The following is a 6,201-nucleotide window of genomic DNA, read 5'->3' as shown; positions in this document are numbered from 1 at the left end:
GGATGATGGACCTGGGTGCCACCGTCTGTACCCGAAGCCGTCCCGACTGTGAGCACTGCCCCCTGGCCGATGGCTGTGGAGGCCACGCCAGCGGCGAGCCCGAGCGCTGGCCCGGCAAGAAACCCAAAAAGGCCCGCCCCCTGCGCAAGACCCGCATGCTCATGCCCGTTGCCGAGGGCCGGGTCCTGCTCCAGCGCCGACCACCGGCCGGCATCTGGGGCGGTCTCTGGGCCTTTCCCGAAGTGGAAGACAGCCCCGCCGCCTGGAGCCGCACCCGCTTCGGCCTGGAGCCCGAGGCAACCGAAACCTGGGCCAGCCTTCGCCACGGCTTCAGCCACTTCGAACTGGAAATCCAGCCCATCCGCCTCGACCTCCCGTCCCGGCCAGAGATCGTGGCCGACACCAACAGCGAATGGTTCCCCCTGGACCATCCCCCCGAAGTCGGCCTCGCCGCTCCCGTGTCGAAACTCCTGGACCGGTTGCGACGGCGGCATTAACAATCCGTAAGAGCGAATTCATTCGCGATTCAGCGGTTGTATCGGCCCCAATCGCGAATGAATTCGCTCCTACGGACGGTGGCGTCTCTCGTAGACCCCCATCCCAAACTGATAAAATCTCCCCCAACCACAAACCCCAACCCCGGAAACCCCCATGACCCGAAAAGTAAACTGCGTCCTCCTCGGAACCGAAGCCGAAGGCCTCGACCGTCCGCCATACCCCGGGGACCTGGGCAAGCGCATCTATGAAAACGTCTCCAAGGCCGCCTGGCAGCAATGGCTCAACCACCAGACCATGCTGATCAACGAATACCGCCTTTCCCCCATCGAGCCCTCGGCCCGCAAGTTCCTGGAAGAGCAAATGGAAAAGTTCTTCTTCAGCAATGACAAGGTCACTAAACCGGAAGGCTACGTGCCCCCGGAATAACGTCCCTACACCTCCCCACCGTAGGAGCGGATTTATCCGCGATCAGGCTCTGTCGGAGTCTCAATCGCGAATGAATTCGCTCCTACGGCGGGATACCACCCGCTCCTTGCTCCTTGCTCCCCATTCTCCTAATAATGGCCCGATGCCAAAACGCCACCCCCCAATCCGCCTCGGCATCCTCTTGGCCACAATCCTGGCCCTAAGCTCCACCCAGGCCCTGGCCAATGCCTTCACCAGCCTCGACCCGCGCTCCATGTCACTGGGTGGCGCCGGGGTGGCCGCAACCCGGCCCTACAATGCCCCCGCCTTCAACCCGGCGCGCCTGGCGGGCAACCCCCAGATCGAAGGGCGGCGGGATGATCGCGCATTCAGCCGGGCCTTTGGTGGCATTCGCCTGATTGACCGGGACGGCTTTCTCGACTCCCTGGACCGCTTCCAGGAAAACGACAACCAGTCCCGTCTGAAACAATCCCTGGATCAACTGGAAGCTCGAATCAGTGATCAAAGCGTCACCCGCCAGGACCTGCGTGCCGTATTCCGCACCGCCGATGAGCTCCTGGATGACTACCAGAGTCTGTCCGACAAACCCCTGCGCCTGGCCGCCAGCGCCGGCTTCAATCTGGGGGCCCCTGGTGAACGCTTCGGCTTCGGCGCCAGCATTCGTCAGAACGCCGTTGTCGGCATGGAACTGCGCATCAGCCAGGAAGATATTTCCCAGGTAAGACAGGTCATCGACTTCATCGAAGTGCTCATGGATATCATCGACGAGGAAGTCATACCGCCCGACCTCGAGCTGCCAGATGTGGGGGACGATCTGACTTCCGATTTTGCCCTGCGCGGGGCCATGGTCAGAGAAGTCGGGCTCAGCGTGGGGGCTCGAATTCCCCAGCAACCCCGGACCTACCTGGGGGTCAACCTGAAGTCCCTGCAGATTGATACATTGGATTGGGAAACGGATGTGGAAAGGGCGCGCACCGAGAACTTCGAGCTTGATGACCAGCGCCTCATTCACGCCGATGTCAACGTGGACCTGGGCGTGATTCACGAGCTCGACGACGGCTGGACCGCCGGCATGATGGTGCGCAATCTGATTCCCCGCGACTACCGCACCGTGCTGGGCAATCAGGTGCCCCTGAGGCCCACCTTTCGCGGCGGCCTGGCCTGGCAGAATCCGCGCTGGACGGTGGCCGTGGACATGGACCTCAATGAGACCGTGGCCATTGGCTTTGACCCGGCCAAGCAATACCTTGCCATGGGGGTTGAGCATCGTCCCCTGCGCTGGCTCAGCTTGCGGGGCGGGTATCGTTATGAGCGGGTGCTGGAAGAGGGCAACATCTCCCTGGGGATCGGCCTGTCCAGCCGCCGCAGCCATTTCGACCTCGCCCTCAGCGGCGACGCCGGCGACTCCTTCGGCGCCGCCATGCAGTTCGGCGTCAGGTTTTGAGAGCAGCGAGCGGCGAGCTTCGAGCAAAACAAGGCCCTGCCAATCCGTCGCCGGAGCGAATTCATTCCCGATCGGGAGCTTGATCCCCCTCTGTCTCCCCCTTCCGAGCGGAGCTCGCAAGGGGGAGGACCTTGTAAGTGGATTGGGGATGGATTCAGGCGACTGCCTCACATCGAAGGGCCCTCCTCCTTGCCGCCGCCGGCGGCGGGAAGGGGGAGACGGAGGGGGATCAGACTCTAGCCATCAAGATAAGACCGAACTTCCCGAAGCGCCTTCACCAGCCTGTTCCGCTCGCGCACTGGAATCTGCCCCATCCGCTCCTTCAGATGCACAATATGCGCCGGAAACACCTCCCGAAAGGTCGCCTCACCCTTCTCGGTCAGCCGGGCATAGGTCCGTCGCCGATCCTCCTCGCAGGGAACCCGCTGCACCAGGCCCTTGCGCTGGAGGCGATCCACCACACTGGTCAACGTGGTCTTGAACAGCAAGGTACTCTCGCCCAGCTCAGTCAGGGTCATCCCGGGAGTATTGCCCAGCGTCATGAGCACATCGAACTCCGCCGGATTGAAGCCGTGGCGGCGGATATCGGGAATGGCATAGGACTCAAAGGCCTGATAGGTCCGGACCAACTCCCGGATCAGGGTCATGAAGGGTTCTCGGGCAGCTTCTTCGGGCGTCATTGTTATCGTCCAGCGGCCAGTTTCTCGACATCGAACACAGACTGTAGCAGGCCCGGCCTCACTGTCCCTGCAGGAGGCTTGGTTCACGGAGCCAGTGGATTACCCTTTTCCCCGGACTGCAAAGCGTCGATACTCTCTGATTCTCGAGCCATTCTACCTGCAAGGAAAGATCGGGAGAATCGGACCAGAGAAAGATAATTCTACCGACACAAGCAGGGGCAGGTATGTCTTTCAGCCAAAGGGGTCAGCACTGGATAGCGGGGTTGGACCGTGCATTGGGTTTTCCGCGTGAGCGCCGCCGCTTCCGTCGCCGGCATGGCTACCCGCCAAACCTCCGCCAGCCCCGAAGCTTCAACGAGAAGATTGTCTGGCGCAAACTCTTTGACCGCAATCCGGATTTCGTCCGTGTTGCCGACAAGGTTGAGGTCCGCGACTACCTCTGCGAGGTTCTCGGTCGCGACCAGGCCGAGCCCCACCTCGTACCCCTCCAGCAGGTATGCGAGCGGGCGGAGGAACTGCAACTGGATCAGCTCACTCGCCCCTGCGTCATCAAGCCCAGCCACTCGTCGGGCCGGGTGATGTTCCTGCGGGGTGACGACCATGAGCCCGGCAGCAAGGCTGTTCAAGCCCAATGCAATCAGTGGTTGAGGGAATACGATTACGGCATTCGCCGCCACGAGTGGGTCTACACCTGTCTCCAGCCCCGCATCATGGTGGAAGAACTGCTGGATGACGGCAGTGGCCAGGCGCCCCCTGATTACAAGTTCTTCGTCTTTCACGGCCGGTTGGAGATGGTGCATGTGGACCTGGACCGCTTCCAGGGTCACCGCCGGTCCGTCTTCGACCGGGACTGGCGGCATCTCGACCTGGAGTACGAATTTCCCCGCGGCCCGGATCTGCCCCGTCCGTCGGGGTTCGACACGATGCGCGATCTGGCCGAGCGCGCCGCCGCCGGTTTCGATTTCATGCGCGTGGATCTTTACAACATCGACGGCCACATCTACTTCGGTGAACTCACCTGCTATCCGGCCTCTGGCCGCGGCCATTTCTCTCCCACCGACTTCGATTTCCAGCTTGGCAGCAAATGGCGCATCCCCGCTTAGAACCATCCGGCCTTTGAAAAATTGGTCCAACAGGTGCAAACTCAACCCGCTGCCGGGGGGAAGATTCAGAAGAAAGGATTCGAGGGAGAGGGGAATGCTGCTTAAATCGCTTGGCTACCGGCTGGAAGCCGCTCTGGACCGTTTATTGGCCTATCCGCTGGAACGAAGACGCTTCAAGCGCGACGTGGGTTACTGGCCCCGCCTGCGCCGACCGCGCAGTTACAACGAGAAAATCGTCTGGCGCAAGCTGTTTGATCGCAATCCCCAGCTCGCCCGCGTGACCGACAAGTGGTTGCTGAGAGGCTACGCCATTGAGCAGTTGGGACGCGAGCGCGCCGAGGAGCACCTGGTTCCCCTCTACGGCCTCTACAACAAGCCCGAGGCCATGACGGAGGCCGACCTTGCCCGTCCCTGCGTGATCAAGCCGACCCATTCCTCCGGCCGCGTGATGCTGTTTCCCGAGGGCCTGGACCGTGACATCGGCGAGGTCCGCGAGCGCGTCGCCCACTGGCTGGCCGAGCCCGCCCACCGCATTCGCCACCATGAATGGGCCTACTCTCAGCTCAAGCCAAGGGTCATGGTCGAGGCCTGGCTGGAAGGCGAGAACGGTCAGCCCCCGCCGGACTACAAATTCCTGGTCTTCGGCGGGCGCACGCGCCTGATTCAGGTCCATCAGGACCGCTTCGGCAATCATTGCCGCTCGGAATTCGACCGCGACTGGCGCTTTCTGGAAGTCGACGGCGACGGGCGCGGCAGCGACCCCCTGCCGTGCCCCGAGCGCTATCCGGAGATGCTGGCCCTGGCCGAGCGTCTGGCCCAGCCCTTTGATTTCATGCGGGTGGATCTCTATCTGGTCGGGGGGCGGATCTACCTTGGCGAGCTCACCGCTTACCCAGGCTCCGGGCGGCGTTGTTTCGATCCCAGCCAATTTGATTTCGAGCTCGGGCGCCACTGGCGTCTTCCCGGGCCGGGGGTCCGACTCGGCCTCGGCAGGCAACCGGAACTGGCCCGCTAGTCAGCCGGCGGCGGTTCAGATTTCGCCGCGCAGCCAGGCCCAGCCCAGGCCGAGATATTCGTGGATGGCCCGCTCGGTCATGGCCAGGGCATTGGCGGTCGGCAGTAGCAGTCGCGTCGGCCTGCCCCCCCGGGTCCGCCAGACCGTGGGTGCCGGTATCGGCTCCAGGCCCTGCTTGCGGGCGAGAGCCATGGCCCGGGGCATATGCGAGGCCGAGGTCACCAGCACAAAGGACTCACCTCCCAGCCTCTCGGCCAGTGCCCGAGCCTCCTCGCGGGTATTGCCGGGCCCCGGCTGGGTCTCCATCCGCGCCGGATCCACCCCCAGGGAAAGCGCGGCCCGGCTCATCACCGTGGCGCTGGGCGCACCCGCAAAGGCAGTCCCGCCCGAGAGCAGCAAACGGCTGTCCTCAATGGCCTGATGCACCCGCATCCCCTCCATCAGACGCAGCGCCGCAACCCCGGAAAGACGCGTGGTGGCAGGCCGCTCCGAGGCATCCGAGGCATAGGAACCCAGCACCACCACCCAACCCACATCGGCCAGCGCCTCCGGACTCTCCAGCGGCTCGTACTGACGCTCCAGCGGCAGCAGCAGGGCCCGCGCAAAGGGCTCATTGGAAGCCAGCCCCAGAATCAAAACCCCACAGGCCCCCAACACCAAACCCCAGCTCCGCCAGCCCGTCACGACCAGCCCGCCGCCCACGAGCAGCAGGACCAGCACAATGGCGAGAGGGGAGAGCAGAAAGGAGAGACCGTTAGCCATTCCAGATAGGGGTTCCGTGTTGGTGACTGCAGGCGAATTTTAACCCATGAAGAGACAGATCGCCGCGCCCGGCCAAGGTTTTGTTTTTGGGTTAGGGGTGAGGAGTGAGAGGTTAGGGGAGGGCCCTTCGACGAAGCCGCAGCGGCTGAATCGACCCCCCAAGCCAATTACCAGGTCCTCCCCCTTGCGAGCTTTGCTCGGAAGGGGGAGACAGAGGGGGATCAGGAAGTGGGCAGTGCCATGGTCTTTCAATCCCCCTCCGACTCCCCCTTC

General features: G+C 63.2%; 7 protein-coding genes. 5 read left to right on the top strand and 2 right to left on the bottom strand.

What is annotated here, in order from left to right; translation table 11 throughout:
* The 3 genes from ACJWXQ_RS06960 to traF form a co-directional block, all read left to right on the top strand.
* Nucleotides 1-497: NUDIX domain-containing protein (locus tag ACJWXQ_RS06960; RefSeq protein ID WP_406672451.1), on the top strand; the 497-nt coding region annotated here is incomplete at its 5' end.
* Between the two features lie 154 nt (nucleotides 498-651).
* The gene (locus ACJWXQ_RS06955; RefSeq protein WP_346052138.1) at nucleotides 652-924 is read left to right on the top strand and encodes an oxidative damage protection protein; all 273 of its coding nucleotides are present in this window, start codon (nucleotides 652-654) and stop codon (nucleotides 922-924) included.
* A gap of 181 nt (nucleotides 925-1,105) precedes the next feature.
* A complete protein-coding gene (traF, locus tag ACJWXQ_RS06950; protein WP_406672450.1) occupies nucleotides 1,106-2,368 on the top strand; it encodes a conjugal transfer protein TraF in 1,263 nt (420 codons plus the stop codon).
* A gap of 236 nt (nucleotides 2,369-2,604) precedes the next feature.
* Here traF and ACJWXQ_RS06945 read toward each other — a convergent pair whose 3' ends face one another.
* The gene (locus ACJWXQ_RS06945) at nucleotides 2,605-3,048 is read right to left on the bottom strand and encodes a MarR family transcriptional regulator (protein WP_346052134.1); all 444 of its coding nucleotides are present in this window, start codon (nucleotides 3,046-3,048) and stop codon (nucleotides 2,605-2,607) included.
* Between the two features lie 263 nt (nucleotides 3,049-3,311).
* Here ACJWXQ_RS06945 and ACJWXQ_RS06940 point away from each other — a divergent pair, with 263 nt between their 5' ends.
* Nucleotides 3,312-4,151, top strand: a complete 840-nt coding sequence (locus tag ACJWXQ_RS06940) for an ATP-grasp fold amidoligase family protein (RefSeq protein ID WP_346052132.1) — start codon at nucleotides 3,312-3,314, stop codon at nucleotides 4,149-4,151.
* 94 nt (nucleotides 4,152-4,245) lie between these two features.
* Nucleotides 4,246-5,166 (top strand): ATP-grasp fold amidoligase family protein, encoded by a 921-nt coding sequence (locus ACJWXQ_RS06935; RefSeq protein ID WP_346052130.1) that lies wholly within the window; start codon nucleotides 4,246-4,248, stop codon nucleotides 5,164-5,166.
* A gap of 15 nt (nucleotides 5,167-5,181) precedes the next feature.
* Here ACJWXQ_RS06935 and ACJWXQ_RS06930 read toward each other — a convergent pair whose 3' ends face one another.
* Nucleotides 5,182-5,928, bottom strand: coding sequence for an ElyC/SanA/YdcF family protein (locus ACJWXQ_RS06930; protein WP_346052128.1), 747 nt, complete (start codon nucleotides 5,926-5,928; stop codon nucleotides 5,182-5,184).
* Between the last annotated feature and the right edge of the window lie 273 nt (nucleotides 5,929-6,201).

Origin of the sequence: Natronospira sp. (genome assembly GCF_007134575.1) — a bacterium.
Lineage (GTDB): Bacteria > Pseudomonadota > Gammaproteobacteria > Natronospirales > Natronospiraceae > Natronospira > Natronospira elongata.
Note: the sequence above shows the minus strand (reverse complement) of the source record. Positions and strands in the feature narration are given on the sequence as shown.